Source organism: Microvirga sp. VF16 (assembly GCF_016864375.1).
In the GTDB taxonomy this organism is placed as follows: domain Bacteria; phylum Pseudomonadota; class Alphaproteobacteria; order Rhizobiales; family Beijerinckiaceae; genus Microvirga.
Window position 1 is genome coordinate 220096 of record NZ_CP069354.1, and the last position, 23548, is coordinate 243643.

The 23548-nt window shown below is 62.2% G+C and carries 23 protein-coding genes; 12 read left to right on the forward strand and 11 right to left on the reverse strand.

Annotated elements, in window-relative coordinates:
• The first annotated feature begins 38 nt into the window (after positions 1-38).
• Positions 39-974 carry a LysR family transcriptional regulator gene (locus tag JO965_RS01065; protein ID WP_203441884.1) on the forward strand — a complete coding sequence of 312 codons (936 nt, stop codon included), beginning with the start codon at positions 39-41 and terminating at the stop codon, positions 972-974.
• Between the two features lie 281 nt (positions 975-1255).
• The gene (locus JO965_RS01070; protein WP_203441885.1) at positions 1256-2770 is read left to right on the forward strand and encodes an ABC-F family ATP-binding cassette domain-containing protein; all 1515 of its coding nucleotides are present in this window, start codon (positions 1256-1258) and stop codon (positions 2768-2770) included.
• Between the two features lie 154 nt (positions 2771-2924).
• Here JO965_RS01070 and JO965_RS01075 read toward each other — a convergent pair whose 3' ends face one another.
• A complete protein-coding gene (locus JO965_RS01075) occupies positions 2925-3782 on the reverse strand; it encodes a RimK family alpha-L-glutamate ligase (protein WP_203441886.1) in 858 nt (285 codons plus the stop codon).
• Positions 3782-4315, reverse strand: coding sequence for a L,D-transpeptidase (locus JO965_RS01080; protein WP_203441887.1), 534 nt, complete (start codon positions 4313-4315; stop codon positions 3782-3784). The genes JO965_RS01075 and JO965_RS01080 overlap by 1 nt, the downstream gene beginning before the upstream one ends.
• A gap of 236 nt (positions 4316-4551) precedes the next feature.
• Between JO965_RS01080 and JO965_RS01085 the strand changes: the two genes are divergently transcribed.
• Both JO965_RS01085 and JO965_RS01090 read left to right on the forward strand, forming a co-directional pair.
• Positions 4552-5238 carry a response regulator transcription factor gene (locus JO965_RS01085; protein WP_203441888.1) on the forward strand — a complete coding sequence of 229 codons (687 nt, stop codon included), beginning with the start codon at positions 4552-4554 and terminating at the stop codon, positions 5236-5238.
• A 6-nt stretch (positions 5239-5244) separates the two neighbouring features.
• Positions 5245-5745 (forward strand): cyclic nucleotide-binding domain-containing protein, encoded by a 501-nt coding sequence (locus tag JO965_RS01090; protein WP_203441889.1) that lies wholly within the window; start codon positions 5245-5247, stop codon positions 5743-5745.
• On the opposite strand, the gene xth is transcribed toward JO965_RS01090, so the two are convergent.
• The 3 genes from xth to JO965_RS01105 all read right to left on the reverse strand — a co-directional run bounded on the left by xth (position 5742) and on the right by JO965_RS01105 (position 10260).
• On the reverse strand, positions 5742-6557 hold the full coding sequence (gene xth / locus JO965_RS01095) for an exodeoxyribonuclease III (RefSeq protein WP_203441890.1): 816 nt from the start codon (positions 6555-6557) through the stop codon (positions 5742-5744). The two genes, JO965_RS01090 and xth, sit on opposite strands and share 4 nt — an antisense overlap.
• A 77-nt stretch (positions 6558-6634) precedes the next feature.
• Positions 6635-7561: an outer-membrane lipoprotein carrier protein LolA gene (locus tag JO965_RS01100; protein ID WP_246776703.1), complete on the reverse strand. Its 927-nt coding sequence runs from the start codon at positions 7559-7561 to the stop codon at positions 6635-6637.
• Positions 7562-7662: 101 nt separating this feature from the next.
• Positions 7663-10260 carry a DNA translocase FtsK gene (locus JO965_RS01105; protein ID WP_203441892.1) on the reverse strand — a complete coding sequence of 866 codons (2598 nt, stop codon included), beginning with the start codon at positions 10258-10260 and terminating at the stop codon, positions 7663-7665.
• A gap of 134 nt (positions 10261-10394) precedes the next feature.
• Here JO965_RS01105 and JO965_RS01110 point away from each other — a divergent pair, with 134 nt between their 5' ends.
• The 3 genes from JO965_RS01110 (at position 10395) to JO965_RS01120 (ending at position 12468) form a co-directional block, all read left to right on the forward strand.
• The gene (locus JO965_RS01110) at positions 10395-10775 is read left to right on the forward strand and encodes a hypothetical protein (RefSeq protein ID WP_203441893.1); all 381 of its coding nucleotides are present in this window, start codon (positions 10395-10397) and stop codon (positions 10773-10775) included.
• 46 nt (positions 10776-10821) lie between these two features.
• The gene (locus tag JO965_RS01115; protein ID WP_203441894.1) at positions 10822-11760 is read left to right on the forward strand and encodes a DUF1775 domain-containing protein; all 939 of its coding nucleotides are present in this window, start codon (positions 10822-10824) and stop codon (positions 11758-11760) included.
• Between the two features lie 108 nt (positions 11761-11868).
• Positions 11869-12468 (forward strand): SCO family protein, encoded by a 600-nt coding sequence (locus JO965_RS01120; protein ID WP_203441895.1) that lies wholly within the window; start codon positions 11869-11871, stop codon positions 12466-12468.
• A gap of 326 nt (positions 12469-12794) precedes the next feature.
• Here JO965_RS01120 and JO965_RS01125 read toward each other — a convergent pair whose 3' ends face one another.
• The 3 genes from JO965_RS01125 to tesB form a co-directional block, all read right to left on the reverse strand.
• Positions 12795-14138 (reverse strand): ammonium transporter, encoded by a 1344-nt coding sequence (locus JO965_RS01125; RefSeq protein ID WP_203441896.1) that lies wholly within the window; start codon positions 14136-14138, stop codon positions 12795-12797.
• Between the two features lie 35 nt (positions 14139-14173).
• A complete protein-coding gene (locus JO965_RS01130) occupies positions 14174-14512 on the reverse strand; it encodes a P-II family nitrogen regulator (RefSeq protein WP_203441897.1) in 339 nt (112 codons plus the stop codon).
• A gap of 209 nt (positions 14513-14721) precedes the next feature.
• Positions 14722-15582 carry an acyl-CoA thioesterase II gene (tesB, locus tag JO965_RS01135; RefSeq protein WP_203441898.1) on the reverse strand — a complete coding sequence of 287 codons (861 nt, stop codon included), beginning with the start codon at positions 15580-15582 and terminating at the stop codon, positions 14722-14724.
• Positions 15583-15706: 124 nt separating this feature from the next.
• On the opposite strand from tesB, the gene JO965_RS01140 reads away from it, so the two are divergent.
• A complete protein-coding gene (locus tag JO965_RS01140) occupies positions 15707-16972 on the forward strand; it encodes a ubiquinone biosynthesis hydroxylase (protein WP_203441899.1) in 1266 nt (421 codons plus the stop codon).
• Here the strand turns inward: JO965_RS01140 and JO965_RS01145 are convergent.
• Entirely contained in the window at positions 16969-17400 is a 432-nt protein-coding gene (locus JO965_RS01145) for a helix-turn-helix domain-containing protein (protein WP_203441900.1), read from the reverse strand. The two genes, JO965_RS01140 and JO965_RS01145, sit on opposite strands and share 4 nt — an antisense overlap.
• A 67-nt stretch (positions 17401-17467) precedes the next feature.
• Between JO965_RS01145 and JO965_RS01150 the strand changes: the two genes are divergently transcribed.
• The gene (locus JO965_RS01150) at positions 17468-18205 is read left to right on the forward strand and encodes a cation transporter (RefSeq protein WP_203441901.1); all 738 of its coding nucleotides are present in this window, start codon (positions 17468-17470) and stop codon (positions 18203-18205) included.
• A gap of 63 nt (positions 18206-18268) precedes the next feature.
• Here JO965_RS01150 and ppa read toward each other — a convergent pair whose 3' ends face one another.
• Together ppa and JO965_RS01160 are read right to left on the reverse strand one after the other, a co-directional pair.
• Positions 18269-18802 (reverse strand): inorganic diphosphatase, encoded by a 534-nt coding sequence (gene ppa / locus JO965_RS01155; RefSeq protein WP_203441902.1) that lies wholly within the window; start codon positions 18800-18802, stop codon positions 18269-18271.
• A 283-nt stretch (positions 18803-19085) separates the two neighbouring features.
• Positions 19086-19592, reverse strand: a complete 507-nt coding sequence (locus JO965_RS01160; RefSeq protein ID WP_203441903.1) for a GNAT family N-acetyltransferase — start codon at positions 19590-19592, stop codon at positions 19086-19088.
• Positions 19593-20000: 408 nt separating this feature from the next.
• Here JO965_RS01160 and JO965_RS01165 point away from each other — a divergent pair, with 408 nt between their 5' ends.
• From JO965_RS01165 to JO965_RS01175, 3 genes are all read left to right on the forward strand, one after another.
• Positions 20001-20375 (forward strand): hypothetical protein, encoded by a 375-nt coding sequence (locus JO965_RS01165; protein WP_203441904.1) that lies wholly within the window; start codon positions 20001-20003, stop codon positions 20373-20375.
• A complete protein-coding gene (locus JO965_RS01170; RefSeq protein WP_203441905.1) occupies positions 20354-20575 on the forward strand; it encodes a hypothetical protein in 222 nt (73 codons plus the stop codon). The genes JO965_RS01165 and JO965_RS01170 overlap by 22 nt, the downstream gene beginning before the upstream one ends.
• A 275-nt stretch (positions 20576-20850) precedes the next feature.
• On the forward strand, positions 20851-22971 hold the full coding sequence (locus JO965_RS01175) for a glycosyltransferase (RefSeq protein ID WP_203441906.1): 2121 nt from the start codon (positions 20851-20853) through the stop codon (positions 22969-22971).
• Positions 22972-23548 lie beyond the last annotated feature (577 nt).

Genomic DNA, 23548 nt, shown 5'->3' on the forward strand with positions numbered 1-23548 from the left:
CCGGCATAACAAGAACAGGCTGTTTGGATTTTCGAACAATGAGCGATGTGGATCTGGCGGATCTCGATGCCTTCGCGGCGGTGGCGCGGGCGCGGAGCTTTCGCAGCGTGGCCCGCCTACGCGGGGTTTCCGCCTCGTCTCTGAGCGAGGCCCTGCGCCGACTGGAGACACGGCTCGGTGTGCGATTGCTGAACCGCACGACCCGCAGCGTCACGCCCACAGAGGCCGGACAGCGACTTCTGGAGCGTCTGAGCCCCGCCCTGGGCGAGGTCGCGGCCGCGCTCGATGCGGTCAACGGCTTTCGCGATTCGCCGACCGGGACCTTGCGCCTCAACGTACCCACCGCCGTGGCGCGGCTGGTGCTGCCACCGATCATCGGGCTGTTCCTCGCCGCTCATCCAGGCATCATCCTCGAGGTGACCACCGAGGACAGCTTCGTCGATGTGCTGGCGGCCGGGTTCGATGCCGGCATCCGCTATGACGAGCGGCTGGAGAAAGACATGATCGCCGTGCCCATCGGCCCACGCGTGCAGCGCTTTGTGGTCGCCGGAGCGCCGGCCTATTTCGCCGCCCATGGCCGACCCACGCATCCGAAGGACATTCTCAATCACACCTGCATCCGCCACCGCTTCGCCAGTGGAATCATGCACCCCTGGGAGTTCGAGCGCGACGGCGAGATCGTGAAGATCACGCCGAATGCCCGCGTGATCGCCAACAGCATCGATCTCGAGATCGCGGCAGCTGTTCAGGGACTTGGGCTGATCGCCACCTTTGAGGGATTCGTCGAACCGCATGTGAAGAGCGGCGCCCTGGTGCCAGTGCTGGAAGACTGGCTGCAGCCATTTTCCGGACCCTTCCTCTATTACGCGAGCCGTCGGCACATGCCGGCGCCCCTGCGTGCCTTTGTCGATTTCATCAAGCGCCGACCGGATCCGCCCATCGGCGACATTGCATCCACGGTATTTTCCGGTTAAGCCTCACGCTCCGATCTCATTCGAACCAGGGAGGGCTGCATGTTGGAAGCGATGCATCAACGCAAGTTCGGCCCCTGGCATGCCCTGCAGCAGCTTGTTGCAGGGCCGACCACCGAGCGGATCTGACAATCTTCTGATTGTCCTCACCTCATTCTGGTCAGCTCTGAACGGCTCAACGCGCTCGTAGCTCCGCAAGGATCCGGCGCGTCCGACACGTTCCAGACTTTTCGCGCTTGTGATGGCCCAGAACCCGAGCGCGCCGCACCAGTGAGATTTACCCCATGGCTTCCTTGAGCCTTCGCAATGTCACCGTCATTGCCCATACACCCCTGTTCCAGAACCTGAACCTCGTCATCGGCGAGGGCGACCGCCTCGGGCTCGTCGCCGCGAACGGCGCCGGAAAATCGACGCTTCTGAAATGTCTCGCGGGTCTCATCGAGCCGACGCACGGTGACATCGTCCGCTCGCGCGGATTGCGCGTCGCGCTCGTGGAGCAGGACATTCCCGACAGCCTGCTCAACCTGTCCTTGCACGATGTCCTGCTCAACGTCCTACCGCCGGATGAGCGGGAAAATCAGGCATGGCGCGTCGACATGGTGCTCGACGAGTTCGAGACACCCATCGATCTGCGCACTCTTCCGATGCGCGCACTCAGCGGCGGCTGGCAGCGGCTGGCGCTAATCGCCCGCGCCTGGATCACCGAGCCCGATCTGCTGCTTCTGGATGAGCCCACGAACCATCTCGATCTCGAAAAGCTGTTCAAACTGGAAGCCTGGATCAATGCGGCGGGCTATAGGGCGCCGATCGTGGTGGCGAGCCACGACCGCGACTTTCTCGATGCTTGCACGACGAAAACGCTGTTCCTGCGGCCGGAGGAATCGATCTCCTTCGCGCATCCCTATCGCCGCGCCCGCGAACTGCTCGACGCACACGATTCAGTTGCACAGACGCAGCGCGACAAGACCCTGCGCGAGGTGAAGCGTCTGCGCCAAAGCGCGCAGGAATTGCGCAATGTCGGCATCAACAGCGGCAGCGACGCAGCGCAGTTGAAATCGGCGCAGATCAGACGGCGCGCCGATGCGCTGGAGCAGTGCGCGCGCGCCGTGCACAAGGAGCGGCCGGGCGAGATCAGGCTCGGTAACCGCGGCACCCATGCGCGCGTGCTGGTGGCACTGGAGAACCTTACCGTGCAGGCGCCGGACGGGCGCAAGCTCTTCGCGATTCCAAAGCTCGATGTGGCGCAGGGCGACCGGATCGTGGTGCTCGGTCGCAACGGTGCGGGCAAGTCGCAGCTCGTCTGCCTACTGCACAAGGCGATGCATGAGCCCGATGGTTTAGCCGGCATCCGCGTGAGTCCGAGCCTCGCCCTCGGCTATGTGGATCAGGATATGCAGCAATTGCCCGGGAAGGACACGGCGCACGATTTCATCCTGTCGCGCTTCCGCCTCGGCGATCAGCGCAGCCGCGCGGTATTGGCGGAAGCGGGCTTTTCCGTCGAGAAGCAGAAGCTGCCCATCGCGAAATTGTCGCCCGGTCAGAAGGCGCGACTTGGGTTGCTGGCGTTGCGCCTGTCCGAGCCGAATTTCTATCTCATGGACGAGCCCACCAACCACGTCGACATTCCGGGCCGCGAGCAGCTAGAATCGGAAATTCTCGATACGGAAGCCACGTGCATCCTCGTCTCCCACGACCGCAGCTTCGTCAAAACCGTCGGCACACGCTTCCTGCTTATTGAGAAGGGCAGGCTGCGCGAGATCGACGGGCCGGAGATGTTTTATGAGACAGTGGTCGGTTGAGCAGTATTGGCAAACCACAACGCGTCATGCCCTGCATCGTGCTGGGCATCCACGTCTTCTTCCTGGCATAATCCTCATCCTGAGGAGGTGAGAGAGTTTGTGATGAAGACGTGGATGGCCGGGACAAGCCCGGCCATGACGGCGATTCCTTGCTCTATGATCCAAGCTGCCGTAGGAGCGCCCGCGCCAACACATCGGCGCTCCCTGAAGAAAATTCGAGATAGAGATAAGGATCGATCAGCTCCAACTCCGTCAGTATGAAGCCATCGGGACGAACGAGTCCGTCAACACGAGCGTAAAGCGGCACCTGCGCGAGATGGCTGAGGTAGTCCCGCGCGGCATCGATCACGTCTTGGCTCACGTCCACGTGCTCATAGGTCGCGCCAAACTGCTGGTTGGCCCGCCATTCGCCGGCTTTGAGCACACGACGGACGGCATGGGAGAACGCGCCTTCGATGAAGGTCAGGGTCGTCTCGCCAAGCGCCCCGATATCCTCCTGATACTCCTGCAGCAGCGACTCACCGGTTATCCCTTTGAGAGACCATTCGGCGCGCTTGTCCCAATCCAATTTGCGAACGCCGTGTCCGCTCTGGCCCGACACCGGCTTGAGAACGGCGATGCGCCAGCCTTTCTCCTCCATCCGCTGCTCGATGGCCTCGCGGCTGACCTCGGATAGGTGAAAGGTATTGGGGACGGCAAGACCTGCTTTCGCCATCTCCAGAAGATAAGTCTTGCGGAAATTCCAACGCAGAAGCGTGGGGGGATTAATGAGCTGTGTACCCTTGGCTTCAAGCGCATCGACCCACCTAAGGAACCGCTCGGGATCGTCGTAATAGTCCCAGCAGCATAGGGGCAGAACGGCATCGGCCGCCGCGAAGGTTTCCAGCGGCGTTGTCTTCCAGGGCAGATAGGAGGCCTCGGCACCGCTGGACCGCAGGGCACCAAGCAAAGCCTCAAGGTTCGGCGTCGGATGCGGGTACTCCAAGCAGGTGGCGATCAGGATGGCCGTCATCAGCCCACGATCTCGATCCGCGTCTGCAGCCCGATCCGCTCCAAGAGCCGGCGGATCATGCGTTTCTCCACGGCGACGCAGCCTTCCGTTGGCAGGAGGCCGGGGCGGGCCAGATGCAGGAAGATGGCGCTGCCGCGGCCCTTGACGATGGGGCCGCGGTTCCAGGCAATGTCGAGCACCACGTCATAGAGATGATCGTTGCGCCACATCTTTTCGTGGCTGGTGGGACTGGGCAGGGGGATGAGGCGGTTGTAGCGGCGGTCCCTCACGTCGTCGGACCAGCCGTCGGTGGGACGGATCGGCCTTAAGCGCAGGCCGGTCCGGGGGCGCGGGCCGTGATCGGGACGGTAAAAAGCCTGCAGAATCTTGAAGCGCCCGACCGGCGAGGCGCCGTCACCCTCGCGCTTGGCTCGGGCCGTCCCGGAGCGTCCGAGCGCGCAAGGAAGGACGAGATTGCCGGCCTCGAGCCGCCCGCGCCGGTGGTCGAGCGGGGAGCGGAAGACGCGGATGACATTGACGTGAGACAATTTCATAGGCAGTGGAAGGGCCTTGAACGCCCCCTTGTTGTCAAGCTGGGAATGATTACTCTTATGCGTCAAGCATGATCTAAAAGCTCAAGGTTCGCGCCAGCTCGCGCTAGGCTGCGATTTTTCGATCGGGATCATGTGCGGCGACAAGGGAGCGAACGAACCGGCTCAAGGCTGACGTGTTTTCGCTTTTTGAAAGCCGTGCTGACGCCTTTACGATTCATCGTGTTGAAAGGTTTGAGATGTCGAATGCCAGCCGCCTCCTCGTCGTCGATGACGATCAGGACCTGCGCGACACCCTAGCCGAACAGCTCGGATTCTATGACGAGTTTCAGGTCGCAACCGCCGAGACGGCCACGGGCGCCATCGAGGCGGTGAAGGGGGACCGGGTCGATCTCGCCATCATGGATGTGGGCCTGCCCGACATGGATGGGCGCGAGGCGGTCAAGGTTATGCGCCAGAACGGCTTCCGTAGCCCGATCATCATGCTCACCGCCCAAGGATCTGACACGGATACGGTGATGGGCCTGGAAGCCGGCGCCAACGATTATGTGGTCAAACCCTTCAAGTTCGCCGTGCTACTCGCCCGCATCCGGGCGCAGCTGCGCCAATACGAGGCGAGCGAGGATGCAGTGTTCCAGATCGGGCCCTATATCTTCCGCCCGGGCTCGAAGCTGTTGACCACTGAGAAGGGCTCCAAGCTCAAGCTGACGGAAAAGGAGACGGCGATCCTGCGCTATCTCTACCGCGCCGGTCAGGCGGTCGTCGGACGCGACACGCTGCTCACCGAGGTCTGGGGCTACAATTCCAACGTCACCACCCACACCCTTGAGACGCATATCTATCGCCTGCGCCAGAAGATCGAATCCGATCCATCGAATGCCAGCATCCTGGTCACCGAGCCTGGCGGCTACAAGCTGATTCCCTAAAACCCCATGGCGCTCGACGACGATATCGCAGTTTTAAGCCAGGCTCCGCTGTTCAACCTGCTGGAGCGGGATGCCCTGCGCCTCGTCGCCTTCGCGTCGGAGAACCGGACCTATCGCGAAGGCGACGTGCTGTTCAAAAAAGGGGACCGCTCGGACGGCGGCTACGTGGTGAGTCGCGGTGCCATCGCGCTCGATGCCAGCGATGACGGTTCGCCCGAAGCTTTCCTGGCCGGTCCGGGCTCCCTCATCGGACAGGCTGCCCTGTTCGCCCGCATCGAACGTCGCGCCACCGCCACCGCCCGCGAGCCCTCGGCGATCATCCGCGTGACGCCGAGCCTCATGCGCCGGGTGCTGGAGGAGTTTCCGGACGCTGCCGCGGCCATCCAGGAGACCATGGCCGAGGAGCTGAACCGCCTCACGGAAGGCCTGGAGCGGGTGCGCCAGCAGCTCATCGCCATCGACGGCGAGGAAATCCCGGCGCAGACCCCGGAGGATGATAAGACCTAAAGTTCCAGCACCGCCGTCACAGGGGCATGGTCGGAGGGACGGTCCCAGCCGCGGGTTTCGCGGGTGACGTCGATGGAGCGTAGGCTGTCCTTCATGCCCTTCGACAGCCAGATGTGATCAAGCCGGCGGCCCTTGTCGGCGGCGGCCCAGCCGGGTGACCGGTAGCTCCACCAGGAATAAATCTTTTCAGGTTCGGGGCGCAGGACGCGCATGGCGTCGATCCATTCGGCCTCCTGGCGCAGTTCCTCCAGCATTTCCGTCTCGACAGGCGTATGGCTCACCACGTCGAGAAGCTGCTTGTGGCTCCAGACGTCGTGTTCGAGCGGCGCTACGTTGAGATCGCCCACGAGAATGGCCGGTGCGGAGGTGGGTTTCGCCTTGCTGCCCCATGAGCGCATCTCGGCCATGAAATCGAGCTTGTGCTTGAATTTCTCGTTCAGTCCCGGATCGGGAATGTCGCCGCCGGCGGGGACATAAAAGTTATGGATCGTCAGGCCCGCGGCCGCCTTGGCCTCCCGGCTCAAGGTGACGGTGATGTGGCGCGCATCCTGCCGGCCGCACATCTCCATCACGCTGTTCTCGGAGAACGGATAGCGGGACAGGATGGCGACGCCGTTATAGCCCTTCTGGCCCATATGGACGACGAAGGGATAGCCGAAGGCCTGCAGCTCCTTCAGGGGCAGCTTGTCGTTCGGGCATTTGGTCTCCTGCAGGCACAGGATGTCGGGGCGGCGCTCCTTCAGGAAGCGGCCTACCTGATCGAGGCGCAGGCGAACGGAATTGATGTTCCAGGTCGAGACGGTCAGTTGCACGGGAAGAGCCCTTCGAAAGACCCTATCCGGCTACGACAGATTTGGGCTGGAGGGAAGCGTGGCAGAACGCGTGGCGCCTATTTGTTCCCGCCCACGATGGCTTCGTACTGGATCTTGAACAGATCCTGGTCGATCCGGCGTCCGCGCTCGAGCTTGTTGAGGACGACCACCGTCTGGAAGCCCTGCGCATCGATGATGCGCCACTGGTTCAGGCTCTCCACCAGGGGATCGAAATAGAGGGTGATGCGGGAGGTGCCGCCCAGCGTCGAGGAATCCTCCAGGTTGATGCGCACCGTTTCGCCGTCGTTGGTGATGCCGGTGATCCGGATATCCTGGCCGAGATTGACCTGCTCGCGCAGCAGGAATTTCAGCGGCGTCTGAGAGATTGAATAAAGGTCCTGGGTTGCGAGCTTGCGGTCGCGCACAGCGACGGATCGTCCATCGGCGATCACCTGGAGAGTGGCGGGCGGATCGTATTCGAACCGCACCTTGCCGGGGCGCTGGAGATAGAGCGTGCCGCCCTGTCGGCGTCCGTCGCCGCCCACCTGCGTAAAATCGGCCACGAGGGTGGTCAGATGTGTGAAATAGGCATTGGCCCGCTCCACCACCGTGCTGTTCGGCAGGGGCTGCCGCAGGGCCACAGGCTCCACGGCCGCGGTCACGATGGGCTGGGGCGCAATGGTGATGGGTTCTGGCGCGGTGAGCTTCTGGGGTTCCGCCATGATCGGGCGGCTCGGCGGAAGCGGTGCGGTCGCGGCCAGTACCTGCTCTCCATTGGCTGGCCGGGGAATGACCGGCCGGGACGGCTGAGCATCCGCTACCGGAGGCGTTGTGCGATGGAACGAGGCCGTCGGCAGGTGAGGGGGTGAAGGGCTGAAGCCCTGAGCGGCAACCGACCGGGCAGACGGGAGGATCATCTCGATCGGCAGCGCCGTCTGTGCCATGGCCGGCAGAGGACCCGCGACAAGGGCCGCCACCAGGCTGGCGAGAGGGACGGAACGCATCCGATCAAGTCTCCTTCGGAACATGATATTGACCGCTGCTTGGCCATTGCGCATGGCTCAAGAATGACGCAGGTCAGCGGCCAAGGTTCCAGCGCGGATCCTTAATCCTCTCCCATCCCCGGAGTTTCAAGCAGAATCTCGCGTTTACCGGCGTGGTTGGCGGGGCCGACGATGCCCTCGTTCTCCATCCGCTCCATCAGCGAGGCGGCGCGGTTGTAGCCGATCTGCAGCCGGCGCTGGATGTAGCTCGTCGACGCCTTCTTGTCGCGCAGCACCACCGCCACCGCCTGATCGTACAGATCGCCGCCCGGCGCTCCGAACTCGCCCTGGTCGAAGACGGCTGTGTCGGCGGCACCACCGCCCTCGTCCTCCTCGGCCGTGACGGCCTCGAGGTACTGCGGCCGGCCCTGGCGCTTCAGATGCGCCACCACCTTCTCGACCTCCTCGTCGGAGCAGAACGGCCCGTGCACGCGCGTGATCCGCCCGCCGCCGGCCATGTACAGCATGTCGCCCTGGCCCAACAGCTGCTCGGCGCCCATCTCGCCCAGAATGGTGCGGCTGTCGATCTTCGACGTGACCTGGAACGAGATCCGGGTCGGGAAGTTCGCCTTGATCGTGCCGGTGATCACGTCCACGGAAGGCCGCTGCGTCGCCAGGATCACGTGGATGCCGGCGGCTCTGGCCATCTGGGCCAGGCGCTGGATCGCGCCCTCGATCTCCTTGCCGGCCACCATCATCAGGTCGGCCATCTCGTCGACGATCACCACGATGTAGGGCAGCGGATCGAGATCCATCACCTCGTCCTCGTACACCGCCTCGCCGGTCTCGCGGTCAAACCCGGTCTGCACCGTGCGGGTGATGGTCTCGCCGCGCGCCTTGGCCTCGACCACGCGGGCGTTGAAGCCGTCGATGTTGCGCACGCCCAGCTTCGACATCTTGCGGTAGCGGTCCTCCATCTCGCGCACCGCCCATTTCAGCGCCACCACCGCCTTCTTCGGGTCGGTCACCACCGGGGTCAGCAGGTGCGGGATGCCGTCATAGACCGAGAGCTCGAGCATCTTCGGATCGACCATGATCAGGCGGCACTCGGCCGGCGAGAGCCGGTAGACCAGCGACAGGATCATGGTGTTGATCGCCACCGACTTGCCCGAGCCGGTGGTGCCGGCGACGAGCAGGTGCGGCATGCGGGCGAGATCGGCGATCACCGGCTCGCCGCCGATGGTCTTGCCGAGGCAGAGCGCCAGCTTCTGCTTCGAGGTCTCGAAGTCCTGGCTGGCCAAAAGCTCGCGCAGGTACACGGTCTCGCGCTTGTGGTTGGGCAATTCGATGCCAATCGCGTTGCGGCCCTGCACCACCGCCACACGGGCCGAGACCGCGCTCATCGAGCGGGCGATGTCGTCCGCCAAGGAGATCACCCGCGACGACTTCGTCCCCGGCGCAGGCTCCAACTCATACAGCGTCACAACAGGGCCGGGATTGACCTTGGTGATGGCCCCTCTGACGCCGAAATCCTCCAATGTGCCTTCGAGCAGGGCGGCGTTCTGCTCCAGCGCCTCGGCCGAGATCGTGGGGGCTGACGGCCGCTTCGGCTCGGCGAGCAGGTTCAGCTGCGGCAGCTGGTAATTCTCTTCGTCGAGCAGCGAAGGCTGGGCCTCGCGGGCCATGCGCTTGCCAGGCTTGGGCGCTGCATGCGCTGGTCCGACGCGCGTGGGTGCCGGCTCGGGCCGAGGGGCGGGGCGTGCCGCCGGCGAGGGAGGCATATCGTCCTCGTCCCAGCCGGCCTCATCTTCGTCATGCATCGGCACGGAAGCCGGAGCGGGGCGCGGGCGGACGGGAGCGCCGTCGAGAACCGGCTCGCGGCGCAGGCCAGGCTGGCGGGCCGGGCGCTTCGGCTGCGGGGGCGCCTCCTCGTAATAATCTTCCTCAAGGGCGACGCGGCGGTTCTCCTTCCAGCGGCGGGCGGAGGCGCGCAGGCTCATGACGCCATGGGCGAGGGCGCCGAGCGAAACGATGCCCCAACCCGGCTCGTCGTGGCTTGTCTCCTCCGCTTCGTCCCAATCCTGGATCTTGCGCCGCCTGATGGGCTGGCGCTCCTCGATTTCCTCCGGCTCCTCGTGGTGCCGCTCCTCCGCCGGGCCAAGACCGCAGGCGGCCGTGAGGCTCAAGATCGCGATGCCGGCGAACAGGAAGCCGAGGACAGCGCTGGCCGGACCGCTGGAGAGGCCCGTAATGGCTTTCGCCCCGGCGAGAATCGCGTCGCCGACCACGCCGCCGAGGCCTGTCGGCAGTGGCCAGCTTTGCGTCGGGGGGAGGGCGCTGGCCAGCGCGGTCGCGGCGCCCGCACCGATGACCCAGAGGGCAAGGCGCAGCTGCAGGCGGCCGAGATCGCCGGATTTCATCAGCCGCCAGCCCCAGAGTGCCAGGGGCAGCACGGCCGCGATGGCGCCGAGGCCCAAAAGCTGCATCAGCAGGTCAGCCGCGATGGCGCCGGGCCAGCCGAGAAGGTTGCGGACGGGCAGATCGGTGGCGTTGTTGAGGCTCGGATCGTCGACCGACCAGGTGGCGAGCGCCACTGCGACCGCTCCGGCGACGGCGATCAGGCACAGGCCCGTCAGCTCCTGCGCCCGGCGAGCCAGGAAGGCTCGGAAGGCGCTGAAGAGGCCATCATAGGCGGAAGAAGAACGGCGGGCCGCGCGCATCAAACCACTCTAAAAAACCATAGGACGGGACAATGTTGCTACGGATCGTAGCGCGGTGGGGTTAAGGGTCCTTTAACCGTAACGACCTTTCTGCCCTGTTGACGGGCGACCGCGAAAAGACCAGTGTCCCGGCCATGACACGCAAGGGCTTCCGGACCGGTTGGACACGCGCCGCGATTGTGGCGGTGATGGCCTATGCGTTCGTCCTGCAGGCCCTGCTTCTCTCGGTCAGTGGCGCCTTCCACGCCGCAGCGGCGGCCGAGGCGCAGGGGATCATCTGTGTCCAGGACAGCTCCTCCGCGCCGGATCATGGGCCGAAGAAGGCCCATGAGAATCTCTGCTGCACCTTAAGCTGCCACAGCTCCGGCGCGACAGGCCCGATCCCGGCTGCCGCCATTCTGGAGCGGCTCGCACCGATGGCGGTCTTGGGCGACCGGGCCGTCGAACCGCCGTCCTTACGTCTGACTTCCGACGTCCTGCCCCTGGGATCTCGCGCGCCGCCGCGCCTCGGCTGATTGCCGTTCGACAAGAATCCCATACCATCTCTCAAGGATGTCCCTGATGACTTCGTCACGCTTCGGCGCCGCGCTAACCGCCGCCGCTCTCATGATTTCCGCTCCCGCCTTCGCCCATGTCACCTTCGAGAACGGGCAGGCTAATCCGAATTCCACCTACAAGGCCGTCTTGCGCATCCCCCATGGCTGCGCCGGCAAGGCGACCCTGAAAGTGCGCGTCCGCATTCCGGAGGGCATCGTCGCGGTCAAGCCGATGCCGAAGGCCGGATGGAAGCTGGAGACCACCAAGGGCGCCTATGTGAAGGCCTATCAGGTCAACGGAGAGGCCGTGTCCGAGGGCGTGACCGATATCGTCTGGACCGGCTCCCTCGACGACGCCTTCTACGACGAGTTCGTATTCCAGGCCCGCTTCACCGATGCCTATCAGCCAGGCGCGACGGTCCATTTCCCTGTGGTGCAGGAATGCGATGGCGCAACCGAGGAATGGACTCAGGTGCCGGCCGCAGGCGAGGATCCGCACGGCCTGAAATCCCCGGCACCCGGCGTGCGGATCGTGGGCATCGTCAATACGACGCAGGCCGTGAAAGCCGGTCCGCTCACCATCGAGCAGCCCTGGTCGCGGGCGACGCCGGGCGGCGCCAAGGTCGGCGGCGGCTACTTGCGCATCACCAACGCGGGCACGGCCCCCGACCGCCTGATCGGCGGCGCGTTTCCGGTCGCCTCCAAAGTCGAGGTGCACGAGATGCGCATGGAAGGTGACGTGATGCGCATGAAGCCGGTGGAAGGCGGGCTCGAGATCAAGCCGGGCGCAACGGTCGAGATGAAGCCGGGCGGATACCATCTCATGTTCATGGACCTGAAGGAGCCGTTGAAAGAGGGCCAGACGATCAAGGGTACGCTCGTGTTCGAGAAGGCGGGCTCCGTCGAGGTGGAATATGTGGTACGCGGCATGGGCGGTGCGGCGCCTGCCGAGCACAAGCACTAGAGCTGTTCCCATTGTCATGGAAACAACTCTCTTCTTTGATTTGCCGCATTTTTTGACGGCGAACCGGAACCACTTCGCCGAAAAATGCTCTAGCGCGGGAGATCGCCTATGAATCTCAAACGTCTTCTCGTGCCGCTTCTCGTCTTCACCGCCGGCCTTCTGGTGCTGGTCGTGACGGCGGGCCTGCTGCTCTTCCCGACACAACAGCAGCAGAGCGCCGGAAAAGTGCCGATCGGCGGGCCATTCAAGCTCACGAGCCATGAGGGCAAGCCGTTCACGGAGGAGAACCTGAAGGGCAAGCCCTTCGTGGTCTTCTTCGGCTTCACCCATTGCCCGGAGGTGTGCCCGACCACCCTCTACGATCTGACCCAGGACATGGCGGCCTTGGGCAAGGATGCGGACAGGCTGCGGGCCGCCTTCATCACGGTAGACCCGGAGCGCGACACGCCGGAGCTGATGAAGACCTATCTCTCGTCCTTCGATCCGCGCATCGTCGGATTGTCGGGCACGGAGGACGAGATCGCAGCGGCCGCCCGCGCCTACAAGATCTATTACCGCAAGGTGCCGACGGATGACGGCTACACCATGGACCATTCGGCGACGCTGTTCCTGATGGACAGCAAGGGCGAGTTCTATGGCACGTCGAACTTCCAGGAGTCGGAGGAGACGCGGCGGGCGAAGCTGCGGCAGCTCGTGAAGAATGGATGAAGCCAGATCCGCGTCATCCCGGACGGCGCAGCCGATCCGGGATCGTTTTCAGAATAAAGCCCTGTCATCCCGGGGCCGCGTAGCGGAGCCTGGGATCCATAACCACGACTTTCGACCAATTCAGCATTGTCAGCGGTTATGGATTCCCGCCTTCGCGGGAATGACAGTGTTGAGACTACGGCATCCGATCCCGGATCGCCTCTGGCGTCCGGGATGACCGTTGGATCAGCAACAAGAAAAGCCCCGGCCTTTCGGTCGGGGCTTTCCTGTTTGAGCCTCTGGAAGGCTTCTTGCCGCAGCGCCCGGTCGGGGCGATGCGGGTGTTCTTAGTAGTTGTAGGCGCGCTCGCCGTGGTCCGCGAGGTCGAGGCCTTCGCGCTCCTGGTCCTGCGTGACGCGCAGGCCGACAATCAGGTCGGTGATCTTGTAGAGCACCACGGAGCCGATGCCGGTCCAGATCAGGGTGATGATAACCGCGATGAACTGGGTCCAGACTTGGCCACCGATCGAGTACTCGCCGACGCCGTAGCCGCCGAGCGACGGAGCCGCTACGATGCCGGTGCCGATGGCGCCGATAATGCCGCCGACGCCGTGGATGCCGAAGACGTCGAGGGCGTCGTCATAGCCGAGCGCGTTCTTCACGCCGGTGACGGCGACGTAGCAGACCGCGCCGGCGACGAGGCCGAGCACGATGGAGCCCATCGGACCGGCGAGACCGGCGGCCGGCGTGATGGCGACGAGGCCGGCGACGGCACCCGAGGCGATGCCGAGCAGCGAGGCCTTGCCCTTTCCGAGAGCTTCCACGCTCATCCAGGAGAGGCCGGCAGCGGCCGGGGCCAGGATGGTGTTAATGAGCGCGAGAGCGGCACCGCCCGTGGCCTCCAGATTCGAGCCGGCGTTGAAGCCGAACCAGCCGACCCACAGAAGGCAGGCGCCGACGAAGGTGAGCGTCAGCGAGTGCGGCGCGAGCAGGTCGCGGCCATAGCCGATGCGCTTGCCGATCATCAGAGCACCGACGAGGCCGGCGACGCCGGAATTGATGTGAACCACCGTGCCGCCGGCGAAGTCGAGAGCGCCCATGGCGAAGAGATAGCCTTCCGAGAACCACACCATGTGGGCGATCGGAAGATACACGAAGGTCAGCCACAGGCCGGTGAAGAGCATCACGGCCGAGAACTTGATGCGCTCGGCGAAGGCGCCGACGATCAGGGCCGGGGTGATGCAAGCAAAGGTGAGCTGGAAGGCCGCGAAGGTGAATTCCGGAATGGCCACGCCCTTGGTGAAGGTGTCGGCAGTGGAATCCGTGGTCACGCCGGCGAGAAATGCTTTGGAGAAGCCGCCGATGAAGGCGCCGATGCCCTCGCCGCCGGAGGTGAAGGCGAGCGAGTAGCCGTAGAAGGACCACAGGATGGCCACGAGGCTGAACACCGCGAAGACCTGCATAAGCACGGAAAGCATGTTCTTGGTGCGCACGAGGCCGCCATAGAACAGAGCGAGGCCCGGGATCGTCATGAGGATCACGAGGATCGTCGAGACGAGCATCCAGGCGGTGTCACCCTTGTTGACGGTGGGAGCAGCAGTCGCGGCGTCTTGTGCCAGTGCGGGCTCGAGGGCCGCGAGACCTAATCCGAGCGCACCGAGCGCCGGCAGGAGGAGAGGACGGAACTTCATCGGATTCAAACTCCGGAATGACTGAAACAATGGAATCAAAGGGCGTCGATGTCGGTCTCGCCCGTGCGGATGCGGACCGCCTTCTCGAGCGAGGTGACGAAGATCTTGCCGTCGCCGATCTGGCCGGTGCGCGCGGCCGCCGTGATCGCATCGATCACCTGGGGCACCATCTCGCTCGCCACCGCCACTTCGATCTTCAGCTTCGGCAGGAAGCTCACGGCATATTCGGCGCCACGGTAGATCTCGGTATGACCCTTCTGCCGTCCATATCCCTTCACCTCAGTCACGGTGAGGCCGTGCACGCCGAGAGCGGTGAGCGCGTCGCGCACCTCTTCCAGCTTGAACGGCTTGATGACCGCCATCACGATTTTCATGGGTTTGGCCCCCTTTTTGAGACGGCTGCCCGAAATGCTCAGGCAGCTTTTCCAATGATGAACCCGGCCTCATGGACGGGTGTCAGGGGGATATACGCAAGAAACATGCCAAGCTTTCCGGCCATAGGAAAAGGGCCGCTGCCTCTTTCCTAGGCAGTGGAAGCTGGGCTATAAAAGTGCCTATCTGATGAATTTTTAGGCAGATGGGGTCAGGTGCGACGCTCGCGGATGAGCCCTTCCTGAGCAACGGAAGCCACCAGAGTCCCGTCCTGCTTAAAAATGAGTCCGCGCGAAAAGCCGCGCGCGCCGCCGGCACTCGGCGTGTCCTGCGCATAAAGCAGCCACTCGTCGGCGCGGAAGGGCCGGTGGAACCACATGGCATGATCGAGGCTCGCCGGCTGGATCGAGGGCTCGAACACCGTGCGGCCATGGGGAATGAGCGAGGTGTCGAGAAGGGTCATGTCCGACGCATAGGCGAGCACGCATTGGTGAATCGCCGGATTGTCTGGCAGGCGGCCGGTGGTCTTGATCCAGACATGGAAGCGTGGCTCGCCCGGATCGCGCGAGAGATAGCGGTTGATCTCCACGGGCCGGATCTCGAGCGGCCGCTCGCGCTCGTAATAGGCGCGCATGGGCTCCGGCATCTGAAGAATCAGGCCGCCCTTCACCTCTTCCTCGCTGGGCAGTTCATCGGGTCCCGGCACCTTCGGCATGTCCGCCTGATGCGCAAAACCCTCCTCATCGAGATGGAAGGAGGCCGACATGGAAAAGATCGCTTGGCCGTGCTGGATCGCCAGGACGCGACGCGTGGTGAAACTCTTGCCGTCGCGGATGCGGTCGACCTCGTAGATGATCGGAACCTTGGGATCGCCGGGCAGCATGAAATAGCAATGGAGCGAATGGGGATGGCGCCCGTCGACCGTGCGGGTCGCGGCGACCAGCGCCTGTCCGATCACCTGCCCGCCGAAGACACGTTGCCAGCCGCTCTTCGGGCTCTGCCCGCGGAACAGGTTCACCTCGAGCTGCTCGAGGTCGAGAATGGAAAGAAGGTCAGTGACGGCACGGGACATGGATTCAAAATCCTTCGATCGGCAACAGCCATCCATCGGTGAGAGACTCAGGAAGGTCAAGCTTGACGCTGGCCAATGGATCGCTGACACCCACCTATAACGTTGAAGACATGGAGTTAGAGCGATGAGCGCAGCAACGGATATGGAGCGACCGCGCATCGTCATTGCAGGCGGGGGGCTTGCCGGGCTGTCCCTGTCGCTGGCGCTCAAAAAGGCGCTCGCCGATGGGATCGACGTGGTCATGTGCGACCCGGCTCTCAAGCGCAACCCCCATGGCGACAAGCGTTCCTATGCCATCGCTGCGGCTGCACGCCGGATGCTGGAAGCGCTCGCCATCTGGAATCAGGTCGCAGACAAGGCGCAACCGATCCTCGACATGGTGATCACCGACAGCCGCCTGCAGGATCCGGTGCGGCCGACCTTTTTGACCTTCGAGGGCGACGTGGACGGGCACGAGCCCTTCGCGCACATGATCACGGCGGGCGACCTGACTGCCGCCTTGCTGGATTCCTGCCGCGAGGCCGGAGTCGATCTGCGATCTGAGGGCGTGAAGGGCTTTTCCGTTCACGGCGCACGCACGGATGTCGCTCTGACGAATGGCGATAGTCTGCAAGCTGCGCTCCTCGTCGCTGCCGACGGCGCTCGTTCGCGCCTGCGCGAGCAGGCGGGCATCGGCTGGATCTCGTGGCCCTACAAGCAGTCCGGCATCGTCGCCACCATCGCCCACGAGCGCGATCATGAGGGCAAGGCGATCGAGCATTTCCTGCCTTCCGGTCCCTTCGCGATCCTGCCCCTCAAGCCCGAGATCCAGGCCGACGGCAGTCTTAAGCACCGCTCCTCCATCGTCTGGACCGAGCGCAGCGACAACGTGCCGGCGCTGCTGGAATCGCACCCCGAAGACCTGCTTAACGAGTTGGAGCGCCGCTTCGGTCTGCAGCTCGGAAAACTCATCTTCGAGACCAAACCGCAGTCCTTTCCGCTGTCCTTCGGCGTGGCCCGCTCCTTCGTGGCTGAGCGCCTCGCGCTCCTCGGCGATGCTGCCCATGTCATTCATCCGATTGCGGGCCAGGGCCTGAATCTCGGCCTGCACGATGCGGCGGCGCTGGCCGAGATCATCACCGACGCCATGCGTCTCGGCATGGATCCCGGCGCCGCCGACGTGCTCGACCAATACGAGCGCGCGCGCCGCACCGACATCACCGCCATGGGCGTGATGACGGACGGCCTCAACCGCCTGTTCTCGAACGACGTGCTGCCTGTCCGCCTGATCCGCGATCTTGGCCTCGGTCTCGTCGACCGAATGCCGGGCCTGAAACGCTTCTTCATCCGCGAGGCGGCGGGATTGACCGAGCGAGAGGCGCCGCGATTGCTGAAAGGTGAGACGCTCTAGCTCACCTTGCCGTGCTCGTGCCGGCACTGGTCGTGATCGGCCAGCACCTGGATGATCCGGCATTCGCCGATCTCTCCGTGCCGACAATCGTCGAGCATGTGCCGCAGCTCCGAGCGGAGGAGTTTTAGCTGGGCGATGCGGCGCTCGACGCTCTCCAGATGACGCGCCACGATCTGATCGGCCGGCTCGCAGGGCTGTTCCGGTTTCGCACTCAGGCTCAGGAGCTCGCGGATAGCGTCGACCTCGAAGCCGAGTTCGCGCGCATGGCGGATGAAACTGAGGCGAGACACATCCTCCGCCCCATAGCGCCGCTGGCGCCCTTCCGTGCGCGGCGGCGAGGGGAGAAGGCCGATCTGCTCGTAATAGCGGATGGTGGGGACTTTCACGTCGACCCGGCGAGACAATTCCCCGATGGACAGATCCGTCATTTTCCTCTTGAACCTCTAGTCGCTAGAGATTGTACGACTCATCCGAACGGACGAAAAGGAGATTCGGATGAGCCAGAATCACAGCCATGGGCACGAGGCGTGCTGCTCTTCCCACGACCATCATGCTCATGAGGTCGCTCCAGCGAAGGGCCACGACCATGCGGACACCTGTGGCTGTCATGGTGGTGTGCCGGTCTTCGATGGCGTCGATCCGCGCTACAAGCGCGTCCTCTGGACCGTGATTGCGATCAATGCCGCGATGTTCGTCACCGAGATCGTGGCCGGCCATCTCGCCCGCTCGCAGGCCCTGCAGGCCGACGCCCTCGATTTTCTCGGCGATACGGTCACCTATGGCCTCAGCCTCGCCGTCATCGGCGCTTCCTTGCGCACCCGCGCCACGGCGGCCCTCTTCAAGGGTGTGAGCCTGTCGCTCATGGGCGCCTGGGTGCTCGGCTCAACGCTCTATCACGTGCTGATCCTCGGCCTGCCGCGGGCGGAGATCATGGGCGGCATCGGGGTCCTGGCGCTCGCGGCCAACCTCGCCAGCGTGCTCCTGCTGATGCGCTACAAGGACGGCGACGCCAATGTCCGCTCGGTCTGGCTGTGCTCGCGCAACGATGCCATCGGCAACGTCATCGTCATGGCGGCGGCAGGCGCCGTGTGGGTGACCACGAGCGCCTGGCCCGACCTGATCGTCGCCGGCATCATGGCCGGCCTGTTCCTGTCCTCAGCCGTGCAGATCTTGAGGCAGGCCTGGGCGGAATACCGCAGCGCAGGTTCCACCGCTCCCGTTCCGGCCGAGTGAGGCTACCTACGAAAAAGGCCAGACATTCGCCTGGCCTTCATCATTTCAGAAACTGGCAAAAGCTTACTTCTCGGCCTTGGCCCGCTCGATGCCCTCGACGATCAGGCGACGGGCTTCCTCGGCGTCGCCCCAGCGGATGATCTTGGCCCATTTGCCGGGCTCGAGATCCTTGTAGTGTTCGAAGAAGTGCTCGATCTGCTTGATGGTGATCTCGGGCAGGTCGGTGTAGTTCGCCACCCGGTCGTAGCGCTGGGTCAGCTTGCTCGACGGCACCGCGATGATCTTCTCGTCCTGGCCGCCGTCGTCCTCCATCACGAGAACGCCGACCGGACGTACATTGATGATAGCTCCGGGCGCAATGGCGCGGGTGTTGGCCACCAGCACGTCGCAAGGATCACCGTCGCCCGAGAGGGTGTGGGGGATAAAGCCGTAGTTTCCAGGATACCGCATGGCGGTATAAAGGAAGCGATCCACGACGAGCGCGCCGGATTCTTTGTCCATCTCGTACTTGATGGGCTCGCCGCCGATCGGCACTTCGATGACGACGTTCACGTCGTCCGGCGGGTTCTTACCAATCTTGATCGCGTCAAGGCGCATAGAGCTGTTCTCCGGAACAAGGCTTGAAGCATCTTCTGAGGCGGGCTTTCTCCGAAATGGGGAAGCCGGAACGCCGGTGAAAATGCGGCAAAAGCTCGTCTTGAGAGCGGCTTAACCCTTAGGCCGAAAAGGCCGCTTTCTGAAGCTTGGACGCCTCACTAGAGCATCGGACTCAAAAGGGGAACCCACTTTTGGATCAATCGGATGCCCCTCTCCTTCGGGAGAAGGCCCCAGCAGCGAGAATCGAAACAAGGTTCCTCTGAGGGCAGCGATTGAAGCGCCGTCAGCGGAAGAGATAGGCAACCTTGGCGAGCGGCGTTCCGCCGATGCGCTCCTCGACGCGGGCGATCGTTCGCCCGCCCATGCTCTCGTAGAAGGCGCAGGCGCGCTCGTTGTCTTCAAGGGCCCAGACGACGATCCTGTCCATTTCCCGCGCTTTAAGATCGTTGCGCACGGCGTTGAACAGGCGCCGGCCGAAGCCGATGCCCTGGTATTCGGGAAGGAGATAGAGCTCGTCGATCTCCCCGCTCGCCGGCAGTGACCGGTCGCGGCAGCGTCCATAGGAAGCATAGCCGACGGCGCCCTGGCCGATGTCGAGCACCACCAGCGGACGCCCGCGCGACAGCGTGGAGCGCCACCAGCGCGCGCTGCGCCGGGAGAACATCTTGTCCAGGGTCACGCCGGGAATGATCCCAAGATAGGCCTCGCGCCAGGCAGCATCGAAGACCTTGGACAAGGCAGCGGCGTCATCGGGCTTCGCATGACGGATACTGACGAGAAGGTCGCTCATGGCTTTGGCAAAAGGGTCAAGAGAAGCAATGAATTCAGTTTCCGCGTGAAAGGGTTAATGGTGCCTTAACGAAATAGGAAGACTGATGGTGAAAGCGTGGCTTTTTAAGCAAAGTCAGAAGGTTGAAGGGACAGACCAAAATGACGCAAGCGCCTGCCCAGGTTCCCCGATCCGTCTGACAATGACAGGAAAATACATTCACGATATGTCGTCAATGGCTCTGCAATCTGCGGGCGGTATGAAACGATCCCTGCTCTGATAAGACCGACTTCCCAAGAGGAAGGCTAAGCATAAGCACCCTCCTTTGCGAAAGGGGCTTGAAGTCGATGAGCGAGTATCCGTTTGATCCTGTCTGGAATATTTATCGACTGGAGCCCGATACGCAGAATTTCTCCCTCGTCGATGTGCATGGGCAGAGCGCTGCCAGTGGAGGGAAATGCCAAGAACAACGTCATTACGGGCAACGATGCCGATAACATCCTTAACGGCTCACTCGGCGCCGATACGTTGATCGGCGGTCTCGGCAACGACCAATACTATGTCGAGACGCCCGATGATGTTGTGGTCGAGGAAGCCGGTGAGGGCAGTCTCGAGCTGCTCGTCGCCTATGTTTCCTACGTTCTTCCGGATCACGTCGAAATTCTCGAGCTGCGTGGATATGGATCTCTCGAGGGGACCGGCAACTCCGAGGCCAACTCGCTCTTCGGCAACAATGTGAGCAACATCCTCCGCGGTGAGACCGACGACGATTCCCTGTACGGATGGGACGGCGAGACATCCTGATCGGCGGTGCCGGACTGGACCGTCTCTGGGGCGGCAAAGGAGACGACACCTTCTTCGTCGATGAAGGCGACGGGATTGCCGAGCAGCCGGATGAGGGAAGCGACTGGGTCGTCGCTTCGCTCGGCTACAGTCTCGGCGATCATATCGCCACGATCTCCAACAAGACCAAGCTCTACTATCACGACCTCTTCGTCATCTGAGCCGGGAAGGGGGCGCTTCCATCCGTGGAGGGCGCCGTTTCATCGGTTCCGTGGGCCGACGGTGCTTCGTGTGGAAAACCGTCGAAGAAATCGATCTAGGCTTGTCTTGGATTTGGAGTGGCCGGTTTCTCAGCAATCCGTCCAAATTTTACAGCCTTGACCTGACAATCCCATTTCGAAATGTAATGAAGTTGTGTTACTTGCATTGATGGCGGGTGATTCTGGATAGGACGCGCGCTTTTCCTGCTTCAGGAGCGTCGTGGAAAGCATAGTCAATGGTTGAAAATCCTATCCATGCTTCCATCGTGCTCAACATCCATCGTGAAGCGGTCTTTTTGCGGCGTACGCTTCTTTCTCTTTCCGAGGCTGGGGCCTTTGCACGATCAAAAGGGATCTATCTGGAGCTGATTGCGGTTCTCGATAGAACAGATGACGAAACCCGGCAGGTTCTGTCATCGTCCGACTTAAGTATCTATGAAAAAATCAAGATCATCGAGGTCGATAACGGATCCCTAGGGCCGTCTCGCAATGATGGAATTAATCAATCCTCAGGAGAGTATATCTTCACCGCCGATGCGGATGATCTTGTCTCATATAATTACTTTCATGATATCTTAATAGAAGCTCATAAAAAAGGTAACAACGCCCTTTATTTTCCCGAACAAGTTTTTTGCTTCGGGGGTGAGTACTCGATTATCGCCTATAAGGGCTTGGAGGTCATTCCTCCCCAGACTTTCGTCGACAGGCAGCCTTACATATCCCGCCTATGTGCCCATAGGGACATATTTCTGAGCATTCCCTATGCGGATGTCCGGCTCCAGAGAGGTTATGCCTATGAAGATTGGCATTTCAACGCGGAGGCCGTAGCCTTCGGCGTCGACATCCATACCGTTCCAGGAACAATCCTGTTCTATCGCCAGAGACCAGACAGCCTGTTGAAGGCCGCCGATGCGATCTCAATCCGACAAATACCGCCGACGCGACTCTTTGAGCCTACTGTCTATCTGAAACTTTCAGAGAGCCACGAACAACGCGGCCGGGTCGAGGGCGAAAACGTCAGGTCGGAACGGCCTGAACGTTTGAGGATCCGCCTTACGGAACATCCGCAAACAAAAGACTTCATTGCACGGGCCAACGCAATCGAGCCATCTATTTCAGCGGAAAGATATAAAACTTGCCGAGTCTACGAGAACTTCACGGGACCCTATCCTCTGGGAGCCGCCTATCGCGATCTATGCGACATCGTCCGAGATCGTGATTTCAGCGATGTGTTCCTGTTGCCCTTCATGTCACGAGGCGGGGCAGAGAAATATTTTCTGCATCTTATGGAGGCCCTGTACGAACTCGATCCTTTCAAGGACTTTCTCGTCGTTCTCGGTGAAGACCTTGACAACGCGCGATGGACCGGGCGCCTGCCGCCGAATGCTGTAGTCGTCGACATGGCTGTGCATTGCCGCGCGCTTTCATTGGATGAGCGCTGCGTGCTGACCTTGAAATTGATCGAAACATGTTCATCCGAGACACGGATCCACATGCGACAATCCATATTCGTCGACCGGTTTCTGGGCTTGTATGGCGTTGTCCTGAAGGACAGAGAAAGCGTCTATTACCGCTTTTCCGATATCGAGCGCATCAAGGACGGCCAATCATCGATCGTGGCTTCTCCTCTCGGACTTATCTCCGACAATCTCGATTATCTTTCCAAGATCGTCTGTGACAGCATGACAACGATTGAGAAGGATCATCATCGACTCGGCTTGCAGACACATAAATGGCACTGCCTCCATGCTCCGGTCGAAGCGCCGGCGGTGCTGCCTTCGCGCGAAAACAATGCTGCCCGGCGCGTTCTATGGGCTTCACGCCTTGATACCGAAAAGAGACCCTCTCTGCTTCCCTTGATTGCCTCGCGCCTGAGCCGCAGTGCTCCTGATGCGCATATCGATGTATTCGGCGGATCCGTCTTCAACGGATTCGATCCCTTCATATTAGAACGGCTACGCAACCTTCAATATCATGGGCCTTACAACGGCTTTGGCACTCTGCCGCTCTCCCGGTTTTCAATCTTTCTCTACACAAGCCTGCATGACGGCATTCCCAACGTGATCCTGGAGGCCATGAGCCATGGCCTCACGGTCATCGCTCCCAATGTCGGAAGCATTTCCGAGGTCGTTATCGACGGAGAAACAGGGATCCTGCTGCCGTCTCTGGCTGATGATCGCGACATGGCCTCTTCTTATATGCAAGCCATCCAAGGTCTCTTGGACGATCCCGGTCTCGCCCGCGAATTGGCCGAAAAAGGTCGTGCCCATGTTCGCAGAGTGCACTCGCCAGACGTTCACATGAAACGCGTCGCGGAGCTTTTTGGTATTCAGCAGAGGCATCTTCAATATGCTTAAAAAAGTCGATGTCCCGCAAACGCCATTCGGTTCCGAAAACCTGGAATACTACAAGTCTCTTGCGCGTCTTGCAGAACGACGGGCACGGGATATCCGCCGGATTGCAGCTCTCGACAGGGATCAGCTTGAGAAGCTGCTTGCCGAGAGAGAGCCTTCCGGAAACAGGCACGACTCCGAGAAGGAGCGTTTCAAGAAAACCTGCGCTCGACTACAGGACAATTTGCGCAGTACCGAGAGGGAACTCAAGGAGTTCAGGAAAATCGGTGAGGCATTGGCTGTTTCACGAGCGCATCGATTGGCGGCCGCCTATATCCGATTTGCCACAGGCAATTCTCTGCTCGCCAGGGCACTGTATCCTATTCGCTTCTTCGCTCACCTCCTATTTCCGCTTGAAGGAAGTGAGCGCCGGAATCGGTAGCCCTGGCGGTGAAGTTATGAGTGCCGTCGGAAAGAAACGGGTGAAAGGGAGCGAGCGGGATCGCTTCAGTAAAATGAATTGTTCCCCTGAAGTCCACCCTGACCGAGGGACCCGACTGGTTCTCACATGGCGAGCGGGTGTTTTGTTGAGCTTGCTTGC

Coding starts and splice junctions, on each gene's coding strand:
- JO965_RS01065 (WP_203441884.1), top strand. CDS start 39: ATGAGCGATGTGGATCTGGCGGATCTCGATGCCTTCGCGGCGGTGGCG.
- JO965_RS01070 (WP_203441885.1), top strand. CDS start 1,256: ATGGCTTCCTTGAGCCTTCGCAATGTCACCGTCATTGCCCATACACCC.
- JO965_RS01075 (WP_203441886.1), bottom strand. CDS start 3,782: ATGACGGCCATCCTGATCGCCACCTGCTTGGAGTACCCGCATCCGACG.
- JO965_RS01080 (WP_203441887.1), bottom strand. CDS start 4,315: ATGAAATTGTCTCACGTCAATGTCATCCGCGTCTTCCGCTCCCCGCTC.
- JO965_RS01085 (WP_203441888.1), top strand. CDS start 4,552: ATGTCGAATGCCAGCCGCCTCCTCGTCGTCGATGACGATCAGGACCTG.
- JO965_RS01090 (WP_203441889.1), top strand. CDS start 5,245: ATGGCGCTCGACGACGATATCGCAGTTTTAAGCCAGGCTCCGCTGTTC.
- JO965_RS01100 (WP_246776703.1), bottom strand. CDS start 7,561: ATGCGTTCCGTCCCTCTCGCCAGCCTGGTGGCGGCCCTTGTCGCGGGT.
- JO965_RS01105 (WP_203441892.1), bottom strand. CDS start 10,260: ATGCGCGCGGCCCGCCGTTCTTCTTCCGCCTATGATGGCCTCTTCAGC.
- JO965_RS01110 (WP_203441893.1), top strand. CDS start 10,395: ATGACACGCAAGGGCTTCCGGACCGGTTGGACACGCGCCGCGATTGTG.
- JO965_RS01115 (WP_203441894.1), top strand. CDS start 10,822: ATGACTTCGTCACGCTTCGGCGCCGCGCTAACCGCCGCCGCTCTCATG.
- JO965_RS01120 (WP_203441895.1), top strand. CDS start 11,869: ATGAATCTCAAACGTCTTCTCGTGCCGCTTCTCGTCTTCACCGCCGGC.
- JO965_RS01125 (WP_203441896.1), bottom strand. CDS start 14,138: ATGAAGTTCCGTCCTCTCCTCCTGCCGGCGCTCGGTGCGCTCGGATTA.
- JO965_RS01130 (WP_203441897.1), bottom strand. CDS start 14,512: ATGAAAATCGTGATGGCGGTCATCAAGCCGTTCAAGCTGGAAGAGGTG.
- tesB (WP_203441898.1), bottom strand. CDS start 15,582: ATGTCCCGTGCCGTCACTGACCTTCTTTCCATTCTCGACCTCGAGCAG.
- JO965_RS01140 (WP_203441899.1), top strand. CDS start 15,707: ATGAGCGCAGCAACGGATATGGAGCGACCGCGCATCGTCATTGCAGGC.
- JO965_RS01145 (WP_203441900.1), bottom strand. CDS start 17,400: ATGACGGATCTGTCCATCGGGGAATTGTCTCGCCGGGTCGACGTGAAA.
- JO965_RS01150 (WP_203441901.1), top strand. CDS start 17,468: ATGAGCCAGAATCACAGCCATGGGCACGAGGCGTGCTGCTCTTCCCAC.
- ppa (WP_203441902.1), bottom strand. CDS start 18,802: ATGCGCCTTGACGCGATCAAGATTGGTAAGAACCCGCCGGACGACGTG.
- JO965_RS01160 (WP_203441903.1), bottom strand. CDS start 19,592: ATGAGCGACCTTCTCGTCAGTATCCGTCATGCGAAGCCCGATGACGCC.
- JO965_RS01165 (WP_203441904.1), top strand. CDS start 20,001: ATGGGCAGAGCGCTGCCAGTGGAGGGAAATGCCAAGAACAACGTCATT.
- JO965_RS01170 (WP_203441905.1), top strand. CDS start 20,354: ATGGGACGGCGAGACATCCTGATCGGCGGTGCCGGACTGGACCGTCTC.
- JO965_RS01175 (WP_203441906.1), top strand. CDS start 20,851: ATGGTTGAAAATCCTATCCATGCTTCCATCGTGCTCAACATCCATCGT.